We start from the raw sequence: 19,334 nt of genomic DNA, 5'->3' as shown, positions 1-19,334 counted from the left end.
CTGCAAGGATCCCTCATGCCCATCCATGTCGTCTATCCGAAGGTCAGCCTCGAACTGTCGAGCGGCCGCATCGCCCGCTGGCTGGTGGCCGAGGGCGAAACCGTTCGACAGGGGCAAGTCCTTTTCGAGATCGACAACGACAAGGCGGCCGTCGAAGTCGAGGCGCCGGCAAGCGGCGTCATCCGCGAGCTCCTCGATAGCGAAGTGGAGGTCGAGGTCGGCGGGGATGTGGCGCGCATCTATGCGGAGGGGGAAGTTTTTGGCGCAGCGAAGGTTTCCAGTGCTGCCCGCAAAGTTGCGGCCGACGAGACCAAGGCGGCCATTCTGCTGCCGGACGTGAAGCGCAACGGGCGCGGCCCCAATCCCACCCCCCTCGCCCGCCGCATCGCCAGGGAACACGGCATTTCGCTGGAAGGCGTTCACGGCACCGGGCCGGGTGGACGCATACAGAAGACGGATGTCGTTGCGAAGATCGGCGACGCTGTGGAGACACGCCGGCCCGCAGTGGTCGCGAGTGGCACCATTCCTCAGCGCAAGAGCGAGCATTCAACCCTGAACGCCGTCTGGCTGCGCAAGGGCGAAGGCCTTCCCATCGTCCTCCTGCACGGGTTCAGCGCGGACCTCAACAACTGGCGCGGCATGCTGGGTGGCGCACGCGCGGACTGGCCCGCCTTGGCGATCGACCTTCCGGCGCATGGCCGCTCACCGCGTGCCGTTCCCGACGATCTCGACCACATGGCCGAATGCGTCGAAGCGACCCTTGCTGCCGAAGACGTCGGCCCGCTCGTGCTCGCCGGCCATTCCTTCGGCGGCGCCCTTGCGGCGCGGCTGGCAAGCCGTGGTCAGTTGGATGTCCGGGGCCTCTGTCTCGTATCCCCGGCCGGTCTTGGCCCGGAAATCAACGCAGCCTTTGTCGAGGGCGTCCTGCGCGCGCGGCAGCGGGAGAGCCTGAAGCCGTGGCTTGAACTGCTTTCGAACGACCCCGCCGTCATCTCGCCAGCCTTCCTTCAGGCCACCGTGCAGCAACGGGAGGATGAGGACCTGACGGAAGCGATGCGCGCCTTTGCCGCGCGGTTCTTCCCGGATGGAACCCAGGCCGTCTCGACCCGCAACGAGCTCGCCCGCCTGCCCTATCCGGTGCGGGTCGTCGCCGGGAGACAGGATCGCATCCTGCCCTTTGGCGCCACGGCCGGCCTGCCGGGCAATGTCGGGCTGCATGCGCTCGACAATTGCGGGCACATGCCGCATCTCGAATATCCGGAACTGGTGATGAAGATCCTCGGCGAAATCAGACGAAGCGCCTGACGTTCAGCGCCTCGCCTGCTGGCCGTAGGTGCCGTAGCGGGCGCGCACGTCTTCCAGCTCCGCCGGCGTCAGCAGCACCGGTTCGCCGATCGAACGGGCAAGCAGGTACTGGCGCGCCAGCATTTCCAGCTTTTCCGCCCGCGCCAGCGCGGTGGCGACGTCGGGTCCGATCGTGACCGCGCCATGGTTGGCCATCAGGCAGGCCGAATAGGTCGTACCGATAGCGGCGATCACGGTTTCCGCCAGCGGCACGCTGCCGAAACACGCATAGTCCGCGCACGGTATTTCACTGCCGCCGAAGCCAGCGACCATGTAGTGAAACAGCGGGATGGGCTGGCGCAGGGCGGCGAGCGCCACGCAATGATCAGGATGGGCGTGGACGACGGCGCCCGCATTGGTCGTCTCGTACAGCCGGCCGTGGATTGCCCATTCCGAGGACGGCCGCCAGTCGCCGGCCCATGTCCCGCCGAACTCCATCGAAACGATCTGCTCGGGCGTGAGGTCATCGGGCACGATGCCCGTCGGCGTGATCAGCATGCCCGCCCCGTGCCGCACGCTGAAATTGCCGACCGTTCCGCTGTTGAGCCCGATCGCCACCGACCGTCGGCTCGCCTCGACCAGCGCCGTTCTTGCCGCAGCTTCGTCCATCATCGTCCACTCCTATCGGTTCATGTCTTCGATTGCCCGCAGCAGGATATCGTCTGCGCCGAGCTTGCCGGGTTTGAGGTAAAGCGAAAGCGGCACAGGCCCCGGTGACACGCAGAAACCCGTCCCAATTGCGCCCTCCGGCAACGCGCGAACGGAGGCGATGTCGAGAGCATTGACCACGGCGCCCGAGGTCTCACCCCCCGCGACGACGAACCGGCGAACCCCGCGATCGCGCAACCCTCTGGCAATGGCGCCGAAAATACGCTCGGCCCGACGGGCAGCCCCAACGGCGCCGAAAGCCGCCTGCACGGCGGCGACCTCGTCCGGCCCGACCGACGTCGAAATGGCCAGGGGTTCTGCGCCGATCCGGCCGGAAGCCCAGTCGAGCGCCTTCGAAATCAGCCCGTCCTCCCCCGCCGGATCGAGCAGATCCAGCGTCAGCACGGGATAGCGCGCCGAAAAGGCCGCAAGTTGCGCCAGCATGACCGGGCCAACGCTGCCGGCCAGCACCGCCGTGGGTCCATCGACATGCCGCGGCCAGGGGACCGGAGCCAGCTGCTCGGCGCGTCCGAGGCGGATCGCATAGTCGATGATCAGGGGATCGCTCGCGACGACGATGCGGCTCATCGCCGCCGCGAGATTCGCCGCAACCTCGACGTCGCCGTCATCCGTCGTATCGAGGAAGACGTGGCCCACACCGTCGGCAGCGAAGGATTCGATGGCGCCGATCGCTGCTTCCGTACCCTGGCGAAGAACCGCGTGGCTCAGGAGCGCGATCCGATGCGGCGTCTGGCGTCCCAGGAAGCGCACGAGATCGGGGTCGGACATGGGGGTCAGCGGGTCGAAACGCTTGATCGATTCGGAGACGAGGCGGCCGCGATAGAACATGTAGCCCTGGTGGACCGTCGTGCCGAAGCGCGGAAATCCGGCGCTCATCAGCACCGGGCGCACGCCCGCGCGATCGGCGAGATAATCGGCGACGGGGCCGATATTGCCGTCCTCCGTCGAATCGAACGTAGCGCAAGCCTTGTAGGCCAGGCGCTTGCAGCCGGCGCGGGTGAACGCATCGGCAAACCGGCCAACCTCGCCAAGCGCATCCGAGACGTGCACAGTGCGCGCCCGGGTGCCGGCGATCACGACCGCCGAAGGCGGGATTTCGGCGTCGGGGCTGAAGAGCACGGGACAGTGAATTCCGGCCCCCTCCAGATAACCGGCGACCATGAGGGCACCGGTAAAGTCATCCGCGACGATTCCAAGGGCTCGCTGCATGGTCAGGCCTCGGCGTTCAGCATTTCGCGGGCGATGATGATCTGCTGGATCTGCGAGGTGCCCTCGTAGAGCCGGAACAGCCGGACATCGCGGTAGAAGTGCTCCACCGGGTAGTCCTGCATGTAGCCGGCGCCGCCGTGGATCTGCACCGCGCGATCCGCGACGCGCCCGACCATTTCCGAGCAGAACAGCTTTGCGCTCGCCGCCTGCTGGATGACCCGCTCGCCCCTGTCGAACTGGCGGGCCGCCTCCAGCACCATGGCGCGCCCGGCAAAGGCTTCCGTCGAACTGTCGGCCAGCATGGCCTGGATGAGCTGGTGTTCGGCGATCGGCTTGCCGAACTGCACACGCTCTCGGGCAAAGCGCACGGCCTCGTCGCACAGCCGCTCGGCGGCGCCCACGCAAACCGCCGAAATATGCAGGCGCCCGCGGTTCAAAACTTTCATCGCCGTCTTGAAGCCCACGCCCTCGACGCCGCCGATGACGCTGTCGGCTGCAATCCGGCAATTGTCGAAGATGACGTCGCAGGTGCGGGTGCCGCGCTGCCCCATCTTCCTATCGACCGGGCCGAGGCTGAGACCGGGGCTGTCCTTCGGCACGAGGAAGGCGGTCACGCCCGCCGGCCCCGGCCCGCCGGTGCGCGCCATGACGGTGAAGACGTCGGCCACCGGGGCGTTGGTGATGTAGCGTTTCGTGCCGTTGAGGACGTAGTGGTCGCCGTCCCGTCTCGCCGTGGTTTTCACGGAGCCGGCGTCGGAGCCGACATCGGGTTCGGTGAGCGCAAAGGAGCCGATGACCTCGCCCGTCGCCATGCGCGGAAGCCAATAGCGCTTCTGCGCCTCGGTGCCATCGACGATGATGCCCTGCGAGCCGATGCCGTTGTTGGTGCCGATGACGGAACGGAAGGCGGGCGACGCGTAACCGAGCTCGAAGGCGACCAGCACCTCCTCCTCCATCGTCAGGCCAAGCCCGCCATGGTCTTCCGGAATGGACATGCCGAAGAGGCCGAGCGTGCGCATTTCCGCAATGATTTCCGGCGGAATGGCGTTGTCTTCCTCCACGCGCGCCTCCGCCGGCAGCAGGCGTTCGCGCACGAACCGGCGCACCACCTCAACCAGCGCGTTCAGCACTTCGGCGTCCCGGATCATCGCTTTTCTTCCTCTTTGGCAGCTCACGAAAATTTCTGTTGCATCCAAAGGCTGGCACAGCTTAGTGTGCCATTCAACAGAAATCGGAATTTATTTCCATAAACGAAAAACGAAGCCGAGGACACGAATGGCACGCCAGATACCCCTCGCCCCGTCCGCGCCCTGGTTCCGGCTGGAACTGGACGAAGCGGACTGGAGCGGGGAACAGGCTCAGGACCTGATCCACTGGTACGGCCAGATGCTCCTGATCCGCCGGTTCGAGGAAAAGCTGCTCGATCTGGAAAAGGCCGGCCTGATCCACGGCCCGGCCCATGCCAGCATCGGCCAGGAAGCGGGCGCCGTCGGTGCCATGTCCGCACTCGGCACCCATGACAAGATCAACGGCACCCACCGCGCCCACCACCAGGTGCTGCTGAAACTGCTCAATCCGTCGGTTCCAACCAATTTCGACATCCACACGGATGACTTCGCCCCCGGCATGGACGAGGCGATCTATCGCTTCATGGCGGAAATCATGGGCCTGACGCCCGGCTATTGCGGCGGCCGCGGCGGCTCCATGCACATGCGTTTCGCCGGTGCCGGCGTCGTCGGCACATCGGCCATCGTCGGCGGCAATCCGCCCCATGCGGCGGGCTATGCGCTCGCCGACAAGATGCTCGGCCGCGACCACGTCTCCGTCGCCTTCTTCGGCGATGGCGCCGCCCAGAACGGCGCCAGCTACGAAGCGATGAACATCGCAGCCGCGCAAAGCCTGCCGGTGATCTTCTTCATCGAGAACAATCTCTACGGCGTCGCCACCCATATTTCCGACGTGACGCGCGAGACGCGCCTGTCGTCGCGCGGCGCGATGCTCGGCATCGCCTCGATCGAGTGCGACGGCATGGATGTCGTCGCCGTGCACCGGGCGATGGTCGAGGCGCGCCGCATCATCCGCGAGACCGGCGGTCCCGTCGTCGTCGAAGCGCTCTGTTACCGCCATTTCCACCAGTCCGGCTCCCGCAGCGGCAGCGACTTCGGCTACCGCACGAAGGAAGAGGAAGCCGCATGGCGCGAGCGTGACCCGATCGCCCTTGCCGAAGCCCGCCTGACGGCGCTCGGCTTGCTTTCCCCCGACGAATTCGCGCGCATCGATGCGCTGGTGACCGACCGCGTCGCCGCCGCGGCAGGACGGTTGACGGAGCCGGTCCCCGGCGGAAACACGCTCAGAATCCCCGAAGGCCTCTGGCCGGACCCGGCGACGCGCGACAACGGCATTCTCGGCGACCTCTCCGAACTCGACGGCAAGCGCATGCTCGATCACGACGATATGCGACCCGATGCCATCGAGAAGGTGAAATTCGTCACCGCCGCCTCCGAGACGCTGGCCGCCGCAATGGCGCGCGACCCACGCATCATCGTCATGGGCGAGGACGCCCACCAGATGCGCGGCGGTGTCAGCGGCTTCACCAAGGGCGCGCTGGAACGCTGGCCCGAGCGCGTGCTGCCCATGTCGATCGCCGAAAACGGCTTTACCGGCGTGGCGCTCGGCGCGGCCCTCAACGGGCTGCGTCCTGTCGTCGAGATCATGTTCGGCGATTTCTGTTTCACCGCCGCCGACCAGATCGCCAATGGTGTGGGCAAGGTGCGCCACATGTTCGGCGACGGCTTTCCCGTGCCGATCGTCCTGCGCGTGCGCATCTCGCCGCATACCGGCTATGGCTCGCAGCATTCGGGCGATCCGTCCGCGCTCTTCGGCATGTTCCCGGGCTGGCGCATCGTCACGCCGTCGAACGCCTTCGACTATATCGGCCTGATGAATTCCGCCCTCGCCTGCGACGACCCCGTCGTCGTCTTCGAGCATACGGAACTTTACCAGAAGGAATTCGACGTGCCGGCCGGCGACCGGGAATTCCATATTCCCTTCGGCTCGGCGCGCATCGTGCGCCCCGGCAGCGCCTGCACGGTGCTCGCCACCTCCGTCATGGTCCAGAACGCGGTCAAGGCCGCGGAGGAGACGGGCATCGACGCCGAGGTCATCGACCTGCGCAACATCGACCATCATGGCATCGACTGGGCGCTGATCGGCCAATCCATCGACAAGACCGGACGCGTCGTCATCGCCGAGCAGACCGCCCGCAGCCTTTCGATGGGCGGCACCTGGGCGGCCGAGATCCAGGAACGCTTCTTCGACTGTCTCGACCACGAAATCCTGCGCGTCACCGGAGGGCTTGCCGCCCCCACGGTTTCGGCGGCCCTCAACCGCGCGGCGCTCGCAACGGTCGCCGACGTCAAGAATGCACTGCTTCGAATTGCGGAAAAATAGTGGAACAGGGCATCCGCGGCCCATCAAACTGGAGGTATCCAACCGATGAAACGACTTCTTCTGTCGAAATCCAGACTGGCCTTTCTCACCCTCGCCCTCTCCGCCACCATGCTGGGCGGGCCGGTCCAGCAGGCGTCAGCGCAAGAGCGAGCGCTCGTCATCGCGCGTGACATGGACGTCAATTCGCTCGACCCGGCGCGCGCCTGGTGCGACACCTGCCAGATCTACAACACCTCCGTCTACGAGCAGCTCGTCACACTCGACAAGGACAACAAGGTGCAGCCGCTGATCGCCTCGAGCTGGGAGGTCAACAAGGAACAGACCGAGCTGACCTTCAAGCTCGACCCCGCGGCAAAGTTCTCCGACGGTTCGCCGGTCGAGGCGAAGGATGTGAAATGGTCGTTCGAGCGGCTGAAGAACATCAAGGGCAACGGCGCCTTCATCGCCGATCCGATCAGCTCCATCGAGATTCCCGACGCGCAGACGGTCATCGTCAAGCTGGCCGCGCCGAATTCGGAATTCCTCAACCAGGCGGCCGCCGGCTTCCTCGGCATCATCAACAGCGATGTCGCAAGCGAGAACGGCGCGCTTGCCGATGCGACGGCGGTCGACAAGGACACGTCGGAAAACTGGTTCCTCAGCAATTCCGCCGGCAGCGGTCCGTTCGTTCTGGCCTCCTACGAGCCGAATTCCGAGCTGCGCCTGAAGCGCAACGAGAACTACTGGCGCAAGGCCCCCGTCCTGCCGGAGGTCATCTTCCGCCAGGTCAAGGACGCCGTGGCGCAGGCGCAGATGCTGCAGTCCGGCTCCGCCGACATCGCCATGCAGATTGACCCGGAGACCGCCAAGACGCTCGAAGGCAGCGACGTGGTGGTCGAGAAGGTGCCGTCCTACAACTTCGTCTACATCGCTCTTTCGCCGGGCGCGAAGGCCAACACCGTCAAGCTGACGCCTGAAGTCCGTGAAGCGATCTCGATCGCCATCGACCGCACCTCGCTGATCGACTTCACCGTCGGCGGCGCCGGCCGGGCGATCGCCTCGCCGATCCCGCTCGGCTTCCCCGGTGGCGACGGCCACGAGATCCCCGCCTATAACCCGGATCGCGCCAAGGAACTGCTTGCCGCGGCGGGTGCGGGTGATGGCTTCACGCTGAAGTCGATCTATCCGGACATGAACGTCTATGGCGTCGATTTCTCGCTGATGATGCAGAAGATCCAGCAGGATCTCGCCAAGGTCGGCATCACGGTCGAGCTTTCGCCGGTTCCCTTCGCGAATTGGCGTGAGGCGGCGAACGGCGACCATATCCCGCTGACGGCCGTCTTCTTCGCGCCTGACTTCTTCGGCACCTCGCAATATGTCGACGTCTTTGGCCTGTCGGAAGGGTCCGTCTGGGCGAAGCGCGCCGGCGGCGAGGTCGATCCCTCGTTCATCAACGCGGAAACGGCGAAGCTTCGCGAACAGGCGCTCGCCGCTCCCTCCGTCGAGGAAGCGGAAAAGCTGTGGTTCGAAGCCGGCGAGCAGATGGCGAAGGCCCGGATCATCATCCCGATGGTCAGCCCGGACCTCATCCTGGCGCATAGCCCGAGCGTCAAGGGCGTTCGATACAGCGCCTGCTGCAACCTGCCGCTCGCCGAAATCTCGAACTGATCGCCGAAACGGGAGGGGTGGAAACGCCTCTCCCGGCCACTATTGGAGAGCAAGATGACAGCGAGACTGCTGAACAGCCGCGACACCGAACTCCTGGAACGCGCCCGCCGCGTCGTGCCGAATGGTGTGTGGGGCCATATGGCGACCCGGGCGATCGGGCCGGACTACCCGCAGTTCTTTTCGAAATCGGACGGCTGCCGCGTCTGGGATGCGGACGGCAACGAATATATCGACTTCATGTGCGCCTGGGGCCCGAACGTGCTCGGCTATCGCCATGCCGAGGTGGATGCCGCCGCCCTGGCACAGATGGACAAGGGCGATATCGGCAACGGCCCCACGGACACGATGGTGGAGCTTGCCGAACTTCTGGTCGATACGCTGGACCATGCCGACTGGACGCTCTTCCAGAAGAACGGCACGGATGCCACGACCGTCTGCGTCACCATCGCGCGCGCCGCCACCGGCCGCCGCAAGATCCTCGTCGCGCGCGGCGCCTATCATGGCGCGGTTCCGTGGTGTTCGCCGTCGCTCGTCGGCGTGACGTCGGAGGATCGCGCCCATCTCATCCTTTTCGATTACAACGACATCACGAGCCTCGATGCCGCAATCGCGGAGGCTGGCGACGATCTCGCCGGTATCCTGCTCACCGCCTTCAAGCACGATGTCGGCAAGGACCAGCATCTGCCGGAGAAGGCGTTCCTCGCCCACGCCCGCGCCGCCTGCGACCGGACGGGTGCGGCCCTCATCCTCGACGACGTGCGCGCCGGCTTTCGGCTCGATGTGCGCGGAAGCTGGGCGCGGTATGGCGTGAAGCCGGATCTCGCGGCCTATTCGAAGGCCATCGCCAATGGCTGGCCGCTCGCCGCCGTCGCCGGTTCGGAACGTTTCCGGGATGGTGCGGGAAAAATCTTCACCACGGGCTCGTTCTGGTACGGCTCCGCCGCCATGGCGGCTGCGGTCAAGACCGTGCAGATCCTGCGTGACAGCGATGCGCTGGCCCATACGGAAGCGATGGGCGAACGTTTCCGCGCCGGCCTTTCGACGATCTCGGCCCGCCACGGCTTCACGCTCAGGCAGACGGGACCGGCGCAGATGCCGATGGTGCTGTTCGACGGCGACCAGGATCTGAGGATTGCCAACGCCTTCTGCGCGGCGGCCCTGCGGCACGGCATCTACCTTCATCCCAAGCACAACATGTTCCTGTGCGCCGCCCATACGCCCGACGATATCGACCGGGCGCTGGACGCCGCGGACGGAGCCTTCGCCGACATCGTTTCCGCGGGCATTCTCGCGGCCTGAACCACGCTGCTTTCCAGCCTCACGCGCCGTCCCTGCGGACGGCGTGCGAGGGCGCACGACCATATCCTTTTGAGGAGCGCGTAGCATGTCCTACACGGACCACATCTTCACGGACTATCGCCAGCGTGTGGAAGCGCTCACGGCAAGCGACAACCCTTTCGCCAAGGGCATCGCCTATATTTCCGGCGAATACGTGCCGCTCGCCGAGGCGCGCATTCCGATCCTCGACCAGGGCTTCCTTCATTCGGACCTCACCTATGACGTCCCCGCCGTCTGGAACGGGCGGTTCTTCCGGCTCGACGACCATCTCGACCGCTTCGAGAAGAGCTGCGCACAGCTCCGGCTGAAGAGCCCGCTCGGGCGGCAGGAAATCCGCGACCGGCTTGTCGAGATGACGGCAAAGAGCGGCATCCGCGACGCTTATGTCATGATGATCGTGACGCGCGGCCTGCGTTTCGTCCGCCAATATGCCCCGGAGGAATGCGACAATTTCTGCTACCTCATGGTCATGCCCTATCTCTGGGTGATGGACGAAGCGACGCAGAAGACCGGCGGCACCGCCGTCATCACCCGCACGGTGCGCCGCGTGCCGCCAGGCGCGATCGACCCCACCGTCAAGAACCTGCAATGGGGCGATTTCACCCGCGGCCTCTTGGAGGCGCGCGACCGTGGCGCGATGTATCCGATCCTGACGGATGGCGACGCGAACCTCACCGAAGGCTCCGGCTTCAACGTCATCCTCATCAAGGACGGCAAGCTCTACACGCCGAAGAAGGGCGTGCTGGAGGGCGTGACACGCAAGTCCGTCCTCGCCGTCGCCGAAAAGCTCGGCTACCCCTCTACGATCGACGACGTGCCCGTGGAACTCGCCTACCAGTGCGACGAAATCCTTTTCGTCACCACCGCCGGCGGCGTCATGCCGATCACCACGCTCGACGGCCAGCCGGTCGGCAATGGCGAGGTCGGCCCGATCAGCAAGGCGCTGTGGAAGGGCTATTGGGACGCCCATGCCGACCCGGAGCTGAGTTTCGCGATCGACTACGCGTAACGCTTCAATCCCGGTCGGGCGGCAGTGCCCGGGCGAGATCGATCAGGGCGCGCAGTTTTGCCGGGACGTGGCGGCGGCCGGGATAATAGAGGCAGAGACCGTCATAGGGCGGCGTCCAGTCGTCCAGCATTTGCACGAGCCGGCCGGCGGCGAGGTGTTCGCGGACCGCGAAGTCCGACAGATAGGCAATGCCTGCCCCTTCCAGCACGGCATCCAGCATCAGTCCGCTTTCGTCGAGGATAAGCGGTCCCGGAACGTCGATCTCGACATTCTCCCCGTGGCGTGAAAACTCCCAGTGATAGATGCGACCGCTCGCCATGCGCGCGCGGATGCACTGGTGATGTTTGAGATCGGCCGGCTGGCGCGGAACATCCCGGCCCTGGAAATAGCCCGGCGCGCCGACGACGACCATGCGCGCCTGGCGCAGGATCGGTATGGCGATCATGTCCGGCGGAACCGCCTCGGCAAGCCGGAAGCCGGCATCGAACCCCTGGCCGACGATATCCACCAGGGCATTGTCGGTCACAACTTCCAGCGCCATGTCAGGATAACGGCGGAGATATTCCAGAAGGAGCGGCCGCAAAAGCATGCGCGCCGCGCCCAGCGACGTGTTCAGCCGCAAGGTTCCGGTCGGGCGCGTCTGCGACACGGTCGCGCGCTCGACGGCGCTGTCTATGGCGGCGAGCGCGGGGGCGATCTCGGCCACGAAAGCTTCGCCCGCGGCGGTCAGCACCACCGACCGGGTCGTCCTGTTGAAGAGCCGCACGTCGAGGCGCGCTTCCAGCGTCGAGACGGCGTGGCTGAGCGCCGATGACGAAACGCCGAGTTCCCGCGCGGCGGCGCGAAAGCCGCCGAGCCGCGCGATCGTCGTCACGGCCTCCAGTTCCGGCAGACTGGCCTTCATTGCGCTATTCACCTTATCAAGCTGTTGGCAATTGCTGATCTTATCCTGACGATCGATCGGATGCATATCCTCCTTATCAAATCAGGAGATTGCATCATGAAAGCCATTGACCAGATCTATATCGACGGCGCCTTCGTCACTCCGCATGGCACGGATCGCTTCGACCTTTTCAATCCCGCAACGGAAGAAAAGATCGGCGAGGTCCGGCTCGGCGATGCCGAGGATTCCTTCGCCGCAATCGCCGCCGCCAAGCGCGCCTTCCCCGCCATGCGCCGCACGAACCCGGCCGAGCGCATCGAAATGTTGCATGCTTTGCGCGATGCCGTTGCGGCGAGAGCCGATGCGCTGACGGAAGCGATGGCCACGGAATATGGCGCACCGCAGTCTTTCCTCGCCTTCTCGGTGCCCTATGCCGCCGGGGTGTTCGAGATGGCGGCCAGGACCGTCGCGGACTATGCCTTTACCCGACGCATCGGTAATACCGACGTGATCATGGAACCCGTGGGCGTCGCCGCCGCGATCACGCCGTGGAACAGCGATATCGGCTTCATCTGCTCCAAGCTCGCCACGGCGATTGCGGCCGGCACGAGCATCGTCATCAAGCCGTCCGAGATGAGTGCGATCCAGACCCAGGCCGTGACGGAGGCGTTGCATGCGGCAGGCCTGCCGCGCGGCGTGCTCAATATCGTCAACGGCTATGGCCACGTCGTCGGTACGGCGCTGACGCGGAGCCCCGATATCGCCAAGATCAGTTTCACCGGCTCCACCGCGACCGGCCGGACCATCCTCCGCAGCGCCGCCGAGACGTTCAAGCGCGTGACGCTGGAGCTTGGCGGCAAGGGGCCGCAAATCCTTCTCGACGACGCCGATCTGGACCAGGCGATCCCGCACATCCTGACCTCGGCCTTCCGCAACAGCGGGCAAGCCTGCATCGCCGGCACGCGCCTGCTGGTTCCGGCCTATCGCTACGAGGAGGTGTCATCCCGCCTTGCCGCGGCCGTTTCCGGGCTGAAGACTGGCCCCTCCAGCGACCCTGCGTCGGATATCGGCCCGATGGTCAGCGCGAAACAATGGGAGCGCGTGCAGTCCTATATCCGGCTCGGCCAGGAAGAAGGCGCGACCCTGCTCGCCGGCGGCGAGGGCCGCCCCGAAGGCCAGGATCGCGGCTGGTTCGTGCGCCCGACGGTCTTCACGGGCGTGACGAACGACATGCGGATCGCTCGCGAGGAAATCTTCGGCCCGGTCCTGAGCGTCATCGCCTACAGCGACGAGGCGGAGGCGATCGTCATTGCCAATGACACCGATTACGGCCTGCAATCCTATGTGCTGGGAACCGACGGCGATCGCATGCGCCGTGTCGCACGCGAGCTGGAGGCCGGGCGCGTCGTGCTGAACGAGGCGCCGATGGACCCGCGGGCGCCGTTCGGCGGCTTCAAGCACTCCGGCATCGGCCGCGAGTTCGGCGCCTTCGGCCTGGAAGCCTTCCTCGAACCGAAGGCGATCCTCGGCTGAGGGTCTGCGGCATGTCGCCCGACTGGGCGACATGCCGGATCCTGCCTAGTGGAGGCTGGCGGTCCGGGATGCGGAGCCGTTCAGGATGGCGCATTTCAGGGGATCGACGGACATGTAGATCGTGCCGCCGACCGGCGTGCGGATCGACGGGTGACAGCGGGCGAGAAGCTCGACCTCGTTGACCATGATCTTGAAGTCGATGCATTCGCCGAGGAAGACCTTGGCGGAAACCGTGCCCTGGATCACCGTGTGGTTGGTGTCCGTCGGCGGCGTCTCGGAGAGGCGCAGGTCCTCCGGGCGGATCGACATCGACACCGCCGTGCCGACGGTCAGATCGTCCTTGCGATCGGCGGCAAGCGAACCGATCGCGCTGTCGACGATGTAGCCATGGTCGGAGCGGTCGCGGATGACACCTTCGATGAAGTTCGTGCTGCCGATGAAATCCGCGACGAAGGCTGTCTTCGGGCGCTCGTAGATGTCGCGCGGCGAGCCGATCTGTACGATCTTGCCCTGGTTCATCACGGCGATCTCGTGCGACAGGGCCAAAGCCTCGCTCTGGTCGTGGGTGACGTAGATCGTGGTGATGCCGAGCTCGCGCTGGATCTTCTTCAATTCGAAACGCATCTTCTCGCGCAGCTTCGCGTCGAGGTTGGAGAGCGGCTCGTCAAGGAGCAGCAGTTCCGGCTCCATAACCAGCGCGCGGGCGAGCGCCAGGCGCTGCTGCTGGCCGCCCGAGAGCTGCGTCGCCTGCCGTTCGGCAAGGTGATCCAGCGACACGGCGGCGAGCATCTTCATCACCTTGTCCTTGATCTCCTTTTCGGGGAGCCGCTTGCTGCGCACGCGCAGCGGAAAGGCGGCGTTCTCGAAGACGCTCATATGCGGCCAGATCGCGTAGGACTGGAAGACCATGCCGAACTGGCGCCGGTTGGGGGCGATGAAGATGTTGGAATCGCCGGAAAAGACGACCCGGTTGCCGGCGGTGATGACCCCGGTCGTCGGCCGTTCCAGGCCGGCGATGGAGCGCAGCGTCGTCGTCTTGCCGCAGCCGCTCGGGCCGAGCAGCGTGAAGAGCCGTCCCTTGGGAACCGAGAAGTTGACGTCGCTTGCGGCGAGCACCGGTTTTGCCGATGGCGATTGATAGACGGTGCTCAGATTTTCGATGGTTAGCATGGCCTCACTCCCAGATTACATTCCCTTGACGCCGAAGCGCTTCGAAACGGATTGCACGAGCATGATGAAGCAGAAGAGCGCGGTGATCATCATCACGCCGAAGGCGGACAATTCCACATATTGGCCGTTCTGCCAGAACTCCCAGATCATGATCGAGATGACTTCATTGCCCGGGCTGTAGAGCAGGATCGAGCTCGACAGTTCCCGCACGGAGACGACGATGATGTAGATCCAGCCTGCCATGAGGCCCGGCTTCATCAGCGGCAGCACGACCCGGCGGAAGGTCATCAGCCAGGAGGCGCCGCTCATCGCTGCGGACTCCTCCAACTCCTTGTGGATCTGCACCATGGACGTCGAATTGTAGCGCATGCCGTAGGGCAGGAACTTGATGACATAGGCCATCAGCATGATCCACAGCGTGGCATAGATGCCGATGTCGAAATTCAGGTAGAACACCATCAGCGACAGGCCGAGCACGATGCCGGGAAAGACCAGCGGCAGCGAGGCGAGCACGTCGAGCAGCCAGCGGCCCTGGATCTTCGTGCGGATGGTGATCCAACAGATGATCGAGGTGAGCAGCATGACGATGGTGGCGCCACCAAGCGCGAGCTTCACGCTGTTCCAGACGGCGGTGTAGAAGCCGGGATAGGCGAGAACCTTGGCATAGGCATTGAAGGACAGGTGCTGCACGGCGTTCCAGGACGGCACCGAATAGTAGCGTTGCAGCGATGCCCAAAGCAGCACCAGGAACGGCAGCCCCACCACCAGGATGACATAGAGGATGAAGATCCCGCCGGTGAGATAACGCCAGCGCCCGATATCGGCGACGCGCGGGCGGAAACCCTTGCCGGTGACGGTGGAATATTTGCTGCCCTGGTTCGACAGCCGCGACTGGTAATAGATGCCGACGGAGGTGATCAAAAGCAGCACCACGGCATAGGCCGAGGCGAGCCCGATATTGCTCGGGTAGCTGTGCACCGCGTCGTAGATCGCCGAGGTGAAGACGCGCAGGCCGATCGGCAGGCCGAGAAGCGCCGGCACCTCGAAGGATTCGATTGCGCGGATGAACAGGATGATGAAGGCGGCGAGGATGGCCGGCCAGGCGAGCTTCAGCGTCACCTTGAAGGCCGTCTGAACCACCGATGCGCCGCTCATCATCGCGGATTCTTCAAGCGAAGGGTCCATGGAGCGGAACGCCGCCGTCACCAGCAGGAAGGCGACGGGCGCATAGTGCAGGCCATCGACCCACACCATGCCGGCCATCGAGTAGATGTCGAACCAGCTGCCGAAGACCTTGTTCAGGATGCCGATCTGCGGGCTTGCCAGCATGATCCAGGACACCGTGAACAGGATGCCCGGAATGATCAGCGGGATGATCGACATGGCGAAGAACAGCGACTTGAAAGGCGTGTTCGTGCGCTCGTTCACCCAGGCGAAGAACGTGCCCACCACCAGCGCGAAGGCGGCGGTCAGGAAGGCGAATTGCAGCGAATTGCCCATGAGAACCAGCGATTCCGCGCTTTCGAACGCGGTGATGTAGTTCTCCATGGTGAGAACCGCCGGCTCCTGCATCGTGCCGGTCGAGTGAAAGCTCTGCCACAGCAGGAAACCGAGCGGAATGAGCGTCAGCCAGGCGACGACAAGGGTCGCTCCGCCAATGACGAACCATTTCGTATCGAGCCGGCGCATCACCCGGCCCGGCAGGCCCATGGCCTCGTTTGTCGGCGTCATCATCGCCATATCGTCCTCCTCCCAGTGGACAGGCCGCCCTCAGGCAGCGCACGTCGGCAACCCAATGGCTGCAATCAGATTACAAATGCGTCGAGCGTCTCCGGTGCGAAAATCTCCTCCGCGTCCAGCTGCCGCTTGGAAAGGCCCTGTTCGTAGGAGTAGCGCAGGAAGGTATCGAGCACCTTCCGGTTCTTCTCGAAGCCGTTTGGCCAGAAATCCGCGCCCATCTCGCCTTCGGCTTCCTCGAAATGCGCCATCGCCCAGGGCAGCATGGTCTTGAGAGCGGCCGTCTCGCGCAGATCCTGATAGGTCTTGCGCTGCGACTGGTTGAGCGCCTTGAAGATCGATTGCGCGACCCAGCGATTGTTTTCGTAGATTTCCCGGCGGATCACAACCGTGTGCATGATCGGAAAGATGCCGGTGCGGGCGTAATAGTCGCGCTCGATGCCGACATAGTCGGGAAACAGGCGCCGCACCTTGCCGCTGCGGCAATTGAAGGTCGAGGGCTTGCGGGCGGTATAGAGCGCATCGATCTCGCCGTCGCGCAGCATGGCGGCCAGCGTCTTTTCGGGGCCGATCGGCTCCAGCTTGATGTTGTCGGGAAGCTGGATCTTGAGCTTCTCGCTGCGGTTCGGCGATTCCTCGCCGCCGGTATAATAGGTGACGCTGTCGACCGGCACATTATATTCGTCCGACAGCACGCCGCGGATCCAGACCGGCGCCGTCATCTGGTATTCCGGGCAGCCGATGCGCTTGCCGATCAAGTCCTTCGGCTCGTTGATACCGGCATCCGCGTTCACGTAGATCGAGGAATGGCGGAAATAGCGCGACGGAAAGAACGGAATGGCGACGAAGGCGCGCTCGGGCTTGAACAGCGAGACGACATACGAGGACAAGGACATCTCGGCGATATCGAACTCCCGGTAGCGCAGCATGCGGAAGAAGGTTTCCTCGACCGGCAGGTTGAGGCTCGTCAGGTTGATGCCGTCGGGCTTGATCGAGCCGTCCATGACGCCACGCGTGCGGTCGTAATCCCAGCACCCCATCGTCAAACGCAAATCGGCCATAGTCGTCTCCTCACCATTTTTCATGAGCAATTGCGGGTCTCCTCGGTGTCCCGGCTGTCCTTCGAGTAGTCAAAAGCAGCGGCCGTGACCAAGAGTATTTTCATGGGGCAGAGCGCAGATATTTGCTGTTTTAGCCCCCATTCATTGTGTGTAGGGTCCGGCCACTCTCAACCACGACCCCGACGATCGGTCGGCCGGAAAGGGTGGGATCACAGGGCGCGAGGAGGAGACGTCGCGCCGACCAGGAGGAGAAAACATGACGATCAATAGACGCCTGCTGATGCTTGCGACCGCTTCGGCCATTGCACTGGCAGGCATGGTTTTGCCGGCCGCGGCCCAGGATTCGACGCTTCTGACCTCGACGGCGCCCGACCGCGACGCCAAGCTCGAGGAGGCCGCCAAGGCCGAGGGCTCGCTGATGCTCTACACCTCGATCGCCCAGAAGGACGTCGACCCGCTGGTCCGCCCCTTCGAGGAGAAATACGGGATCAAGGTGACCGTGTGGCGTGCGAGCGGCGACGACGTGCTGCAACGCGTCGTGCAGGAACAGAAGGCCGGTCGCGCAACGGTGGACCTGATCCATATCAGCGCGCCGGAAATGGAAGCGCTGCAACGCGAAGGCATCTTCCAGAAGATCACCTCGCCGCATTTCGCCGAGCTGCTGCCGGGCGCCGTGCTGGAGCACAGCGAATGGGTGAGCACGCTGCTCTCCGTCTGGGTCCAGGGCTACAATACGGACCTCATCACCAAGGAAGAGCTGCCGAAGACCTACGAGGACCTGCTCGATCCGAAGTGGAAGGGCAAGCTTGGCTACGAGGTCGAGAACATCGACTGGTTCTCCACCGTCGTCGAGACGATGGGCGAGGAAAAGGGCCTGGAATACTTCCGCAATCTCGTGCGGACCAACGGTCTTTCGATCCGCAAGGGCCATTCTCTCTTGAACAATCTGGTGGTTGCCGGCGAAGTCCCGATGGGCCTGACGATCTACAACTACATGCCCGTGCAGGCGAAGAACGACGGCGCGCCGATCGACTGGTTCGCACTTGAGCCGGCCGTCGCCCGTTCGAACGGCGCTGGCGTCGTGAAGACCGCGCCGCATCCCAATGCTGCTGCCCTCTTTACCGAGTTCATGCTGACGGACGGACAGGCCATCCTGGTCGGGCTCAACTACGTGCCGACCTCGACGAAGGTCAAATCGCCGCTGGAAGGCGTCGAGATCAAGATCGCCGACCCGGCGGACAAGCTCGACAACGCCAAGAAGTGGCAGCCGCTCTACGATCGCATCATCGTGCGCGGCAATCCGGACTGATCGGGACCAACCAGACAAGGAAAAGCGGGCTTCAGGCCCGCTTTTTTATGGCTCGCTGCAACGGCCGATCACGCGCGCGCCGTCGCCCAGCCGTCCGGCAAGCGTATCCACCAGCCTGTCGATGAAGAGTTTCAGCTTCGCGTCCCGCGTGACGGACAGGCGGCCGGGCGTCTCGATCAGGTAGAGCGTGCGGCCGAGTTCCGGGTTCTCGATCGGGTGGGCGACGATCTTGCCCTCCTCGATCTTCTGCTTGACCACGCCGTAAGGCACGATGCTGGTCGCATGGCCCTGCTCCACCAGCGTCTTGATCATTTCCAAGGATTGAATGGAAAAGCGGATGTTGACCGGCAGCGTCGAGTTGCGCGCCGCACGGTGCACGGCATGCCAAACATTGTCGCGGTCGCCCGGCAGCGCCAGGTTCGAGGCGATGACCTCATTGAAGGGAACCGGCCCTTCCGGAAAGGGCGCGCCCGGCGCCGTGATGAAAAACAGCCGCTCCTCCATCAACGGCATGCGCAAGGCGCTGGTATTTTCCGAGGCGTCATAGGCGAGCGCGATATCGATCTCGTCGCGCATCAGGAGGTCGATGAGAATGAAGCTCAGCTCCTCCACCACGCGCAGCGATATGCCCGGCAGTTCGGAATGGGCGGAGACGAGGAAATCGGCGCCGAGCATGCGGATCGTGCTCGGCGTCAACCCCATCGACACGACCTGCTGGCTGGACTTGCTGAAGGCCGATACGTCCCGCCGCGCCTCGTCCACCAGTCGCATGATCTCGACGCCGCGCTCGTAGAGAAGACGGCCGGCATCAGTCATCGAGATGCCGCGCGAATGGCGCACGAGCAACTCGACCCCCAGCATCGTCTCCAGATTGCGGATCTGCAGGCCGAGCGCCGTCTGCGAAACATGTAGCTGCTCGGCCGCCTTCGTCATGTTGCCCGCATCGACCGATTTCATGAAATTGTTTATTTGTTT

At 64.4% G+C, this 19,334-nt stretch carries 15 protein-coding genes; 7 read left to right on the top strand and 8 right to left on the bottom strand.

The annotated features are described in order from the left end of the window. Positions 1-15: 15 nt before the first annotated feature. Positions 16-1,305: an acetoin dehydrogenase dihydrolipoyllysine-residue acetyltransferase subunit gene (locus AC1RWL_RS04400; protein ID WP_493093068.1), complete on the top strand. Its 1,290-nt coding sequence runs from the start codon at positions 16-18 to the stop codon at positions 1,303-1,305. A gap of 3 nt (positions 1,306-1,308) precedes the next feature. Here AC1RWL_RS04400 and AC1RWL_RS04395 read toward each other — a convergent pair whose 3' ends face one another. Genes AC1RWL_RS04395 through AC1RWL_RS04385 form a run of 3 tightly spaced genes read right to left on the bottom strand, consistent with a single transcriptional unit; the run spans position 1,309 to position 4,370 of the window. After that, positions 1,309-1,953: a class II aldolase/adducin family protein gene (locus tag AC1RWL_RS04395; RefSeq protein ID WP_493093833.1), complete on the bottom strand. Its 645-nt coding sequence runs from the start codon at positions 1,951-1,953 to the stop codon at positions 1,309-1,311. Between the two features lie 12 nt (positions 1,954-1,965). Then, a complete protein-coding gene (locus AC1RWL_RS04390; RefSeq protein WP_493093069.1) occupies positions 1,966-3,222 on the bottom strand; it encodes a four-carbon acid sugar kinase family protein in 1,257 nt (418 codons plus the stop codon). A 2-nt stretch (positions 3,223-3,224) separates the two neighbouring features. Then, positions 3,225-4,370, bottom strand: a complete 1,146-nt coding sequence (locus tag AC1RWL_RS04385; RefSeq protein WP_493093070.1) for an acyl-CoA dehydrogenase family protein — start codon at positions 4,368-4,370, stop codon at positions 3,225-3,227. Positions 4,371-4,497: 127 nt separating this feature from the next. On the opposite strand from AC1RWL_RS04385, the gene AC1RWL_RS04380 reads away from it, so the two are divergent. The 4 genes from AC1RWL_RS04380 (at position 4,498) to AC1RWL_RS04365 (ending at position 10,666) form a co-directional block, all read left to right on the top strand. Further along, complete coding sequence (locus AC1RWL_RS04380) at positions 4,498-6,672, top strand: alpha-ketoacid dehydrogenase subunit alpha/beta (protein ID WP_493093071.1); 2,175 nt, start codon at positions 4,498-4,500, stop codon at positions 6,670-6,672. A 45-nt stretch (positions 6,673-6,717) separates the two neighbouring features. Next, positions 6,718-8,319: an ABC transporter substrate-binding protein gene (locus AC1RWL_RS04375; RefSeq protein WP_493093072.1), complete on the top strand. Its 1,602-nt coding sequence runs from the start codon at positions 6,718-6,720 to the stop codon at positions 8,317-8,319. 54 nt (positions 8,320-8,373) lie between these two features. Next, positions 8,374-9,618 carry an aminotransferase class III-fold pyridoxal phosphate-dependent enzyme gene (locus tag AC1RWL_RS04370; protein WP_493093073.1) on the top strand — a complete coding sequence of 415 codons (1,245 nt, stop codon included), beginning with the start codon at positions 8,374-8,376 and terminating at the stop codon, positions 9,616-9,618. 85 nt (positions 9,619-9,703) lie between these two features. Continuing rightward, entirely contained in the window at positions 9,704-10,666 is a 963-nt protein-coding gene (locus AC1RWL_RS04365) for an aminotransferase class IV (RefSeq protein WP_493093074.1), read from the top strand. Positions 10,667-10,670: 4 nt separating this feature from the next. On the opposite strand, the gene AC1RWL_RS04360 is transcribed toward AC1RWL_RS04365, so the two are convergent. Next, a complete protein-coding gene (locus AC1RWL_RS04360) occupies positions 10,671-11,570 on the bottom strand; it encodes a LysR family transcriptional regulator (protein ID WP_493093075.1) in 900 nt (299 codons plus the stop codon). A 96-nt stretch (positions 11,571-11,666) separates the two neighbouring features. Here AC1RWL_RS04360 and AC1RWL_RS04355 point away from each other — a divergent pair, with 96 nt between their 5' ends. Then, on the top strand, positions 11,667-13,082 hold the full coding sequence (locus AC1RWL_RS04355) for an aldehyde dehydrogenase family protein (protein WP_493093076.1): 1,416 nt from the start codon (positions 11,667-11,669) through the stop codon (positions 13,080-13,082). A 45-nt stretch (positions 13,083-13,127) separates the two neighbouring features. Here the strand turns inward: AC1RWL_RS04355 and AC1RWL_RS04350 are convergent, their stop codons facing one another. From AC1RWL_RS04350 to AC1RWL_RS04340, 3 genes are all read right to left on the bottom strand, one after another. After that, on the bottom strand, positions 13,128-14,252 hold the full coding sequence (locus AC1RWL_RS04350; RefSeq protein ID WP_439622558.1) for an ABC transporter ATP-binding protein: 1,125 nt from the start codon (positions 14,250-14,252) through the stop codon (positions 13,128-13,130). Positions 14,253-14,267: 15 nt separating this feature from the next. Continuing rightward, positions 14,268-15,992 carry an ABC transporter permease gene (locus tag AC1RWL_RS04345; protein WP_256114777.1) on the bottom strand — a complete coding sequence of 575 codons (1,725 nt, stop codon included), beginning with the start codon at positions 15,990-15,992 and terminating at the stop codon, positions 14,268-14,270. 65 nt (positions 15,993-16,057) lie between these two features. Further along, positions 16,058-17,050 (bottom strand): ABC transporter substrate-binding protein, encoded by a 993-nt coding sequence (locus AC1RWL_RS04340; RefSeq protein ID WP_256114778.1) that lies wholly within the window; start codon positions 17,048-17,050, stop codon positions 16,058-16,060. Positions 17,051-17,306: 256 nt separating this feature from the next. On the opposite strand from AC1RWL_RS04340, the gene AC1RWL_RS04335 reads away from it, so the two are divergent. Then, entirely contained in the window at positions 17,307-18,359 is a 1,053-nt protein-coding gene (locus AC1RWL_RS04335) for an ABC transporter substrate-binding protein (RefSeq protein WP_493093077.1), read from the top strand. A 45-nt stretch (positions 18,360-18,404) separates the two neighbouring features. Here the strand turns inward: AC1RWL_RS04335 and AC1RWL_RS04330 are convergent, their stop codons facing one another. After that, positions 18,405-19,328 carry a LysR family transcriptional regulator gene (locus tag AC1RWL_RS04330; RefSeq protein WP_493158265.1) on the bottom strand — a complete coding sequence of 308 codons (924 nt, stop codon included), beginning with the start codon at positions 19,326-19,328 and terminating at the stop codon, positions 18,405-18,407. Positions 19,329-19,334 lie beyond the last annotated feature (6 nt).

The organism is Shinella sp. GW821-FHT10F02 (assembly GCF_058809275.1).
Note: the sequence above shows the minus strand (reverse complement) of the source record. Positions and strands in the feature narration are given on the sequence as shown.